Raw genomic sequence first — 2375 nt, 5'->3', positions numbered from 1 at the left:
CCACTCACGACCACCTGTACCGGCAGCGGCCGGCTTAAACCGTTGGCCGGGGTTCGCGGGCTCAGGCAGACTGCGGCCCCATGACCTCTGTCGTACAGAACTTCTTCTTCGACTGCGCCGACGCCTACGAGCTGGGACGTTTCTGGAGCGGCGTCGTCGGCAAGCCGATGGCCGACGACGACGTCCCCGGCGACCCCGAAGCGATCATCGAGATGGACAACGGCGTCACGCTGTTCTTCGGGCAGGTCCCGGAGCCGAAGACGGTGAAGAACCGCATCCATCTCTGCCTGCAGCCCGACATCCCGCGCGACGAAGAGGTGGAGCGCCTGCTGAAGCTCGGCGCGACCCTCCTGCACGACCGGCGCAACCCGGACGGCACCGGCTGGGCCGTCCTCGGCGACCCCGAAGGCAACGAATTCTGCGTGCTGCGCAGCGCCGCCGAAAAGGCCGCGACGTCGTGACGGACTACCTCACCTTCAACCGCGCGAACTGGGACGAACGCGCTCCGGCGCACGCCGCGTCGGAGGACTACGGCTACCGGAAGTTCGTCGCGGACCCGGCTCATCTCAGCGGTGTGGTCACCTTCGACCGGCCGCTGCTCGGCGACGTCTCCGGCGCGCGCGGGGTGCATTTGCAGTGCCACATCGGCACGGACACGCTTTCCCTGTCCCGGCTGGGCGCGAGGATGACCGGGCTCGACTTTTCCGCCCCGGCGCTGGAGATCGCGCGAGGGCTGGCCGCCGAGACGGGCGCGGAGATCGACTACCACGAGTCCGATGTGTACAGTGCCGCCGACGTGCTGGGCGCCGGGGAATTCGACCTCGTCTACACCGGAATCGGCGCGCTCTGCTGGCTGCCGGACATCGCCCGCTGGGGCCAGGTCGTCGGGAAGCTGCTGCGGCCGGGCGGGCGGCTGTTCATCCGGGACATGCACCCGATGCTGGGCACCCTCGACGAGACCCAGCCGCAGATCACGCCGCGTTACCCGTACTTCGAGCAGGCCGAACCGCTGGTGTTCGACGAGCCGGGGACCTATGTGGACACCGACGTCGCGTTCGAGAACAACCGGACGCACGAGTGGAACCACGGGCTGGGCGAGATCGTCACCTCGCTGCTCGACGCGGGACTGACCCTGACGCGGCTGGTGGAGCACGACAGCGTGCCGTGGAACGCGCTGCCGGGGTTCATGACCCTGAACGAGGCGACCGAGGAATGGCGGCTGACGAAGGATCCGCAGCGGCTGGCCGCGAGTTTCACCATCGAAGCGGTGAAGGGGGCTTGAGCCCGGCGCGCGCCGCGAGCAGGTGACCACTTGCGGCGCGCCCAGTCCACTTTGAAGAATGCGGAGCATGTCGAGTGATCCCCGACGGCCCCTTGTCGCCGTCGCCGCCCTGGGCGGCACCATCTCCATGCTTCCCGGCGGCGGCGAAGACCACGCCGTCCCCCGGCTCACCGCCGCCGATCTGCTCGGCGACCTGGGCGAGAACCTCGAGATGGACGTCCGCGCGGAGACCCTTGCCGGAATCTCCAGCGCCTCGATGGACTTCGCGACGCTGATCAAGACCCGCGACTGGGCGGCACGGGCCGTCGACGAAGGCGCTGACGGCGTCGTCGTGGTCCAGGGCACGGACACCCTCGAAGAGACCGCGTACTTCTTCGAGCTGACATGGGCTTCCGAGGCCCCGATCGTGATCACCGGCGCGATGCGCAACCCCAGCCTGCCCAGCGCCGACGGCGCGGGGAACCTGCTCGTGGCGCTGACCGTCGCCGCCGATCCCCGCAGCCGGGGGCGCGGTTCGCTGGTCGCGTTCAACGACGACGTCCACGCCGGGCGCTGGGTCCGCAAGGCGCATTCGAGCCACGTCGAGGCGTTCTCCTCGAATCCCGCCGGCCCGCTCGCGCTGGTCAGTGAGGGTTTGGTGCACTACTTCCACCCCGTCGCCGGCCGCCCGGCGGCGTTGCCGCTGGAGAACGCGGACTTCTCCGGGCTGGTGCCGATCGTCGAGAGCGGCGTCGAGGACACCGGCGAACTCCTGGAGACGCTGGTCAAGGCCGGGGTCAAGGGAGTGGTGCTCGCCGCGAACGGCGCCGGGCACGTTTCGGCGGGCTCCGCCGACGTGATCGAGCGCGTACTGCCGGAGGTGCCGGTCGTGGTCGCCGGCCGGACCGGTGCGGGGCCGACGTTCCGCGGTACCTACGGCTTCCGCGGCTCGGAGTCCGACCTGATCGCGATGGGCGTGACGATGGCGGGCTGGCTGGACCCGCGCAAATCCCGGCTCCTGCTGCACACCCTGCTCGCCACCGGCGCCTCGCGAGACCGCGTCGAGGCCGAATTCCGCCTGCGCGGCGACCTCACCTGACGCGTTTCGTCCTCT

The 2375-nt window shown here is 69.9% G+C and carries 3 protein-coding genes; all 3 read left to right on the top strand.

The features are described from left to right. Window positions 1-80: 80 nt before the first annotated feature. The 3 genes from B0293_RS06440 (at window position 81) to B0293_RS06430 (ending at window position 2360) form a co-directional block, all read left to right on the top strand. Entirely contained in the window at window positions 81-461 is a 381-nt protein-coding gene (locus B0293_RS06440; RefSeq protein ID WP_005167465.1) for a VOC family protein, read from the top strand. Continuing rightward, a complete protein-coding gene (locus B0293_RS06435) occupies window positions 458-1282 on the top strand; it encodes a class I SAM-dependent methyltransferase (protein WP_005167466.1) in 825 nt (274 codons plus the stop codon). Before B0293_RS06440 ends, B0293_RS06435 begins: the two co-directional genes overlap by 4 nt. Window positions 1283-1349: 67 nt before the next feature. Next, window positions 1350-2360, top strand: a complete 1011-nt coding sequence (locus B0293_RS06430) for an asparaginase (protein ID WP_005167467.1) — start codon at window positions 1350-1352, stop codon at window positions 2358-2360. The last annotated feature ends 15 nt before the right edge of the window (window positions 2361-2375 follow it).

The organism is Amycolatopsis azurea DSM 43854 (assembly GCF_001995215.1).
GTDB classification, from domain to species: Bacteria; Actinomycetota; Actinomycetes; order Mycobacteriales; family Pseudonocardiaceae; genus Amycolatopsis; species Amycolatopsis azurea.
This window is presented reverse-complemented; position numbering and strand designations above follow the sequence as displayed.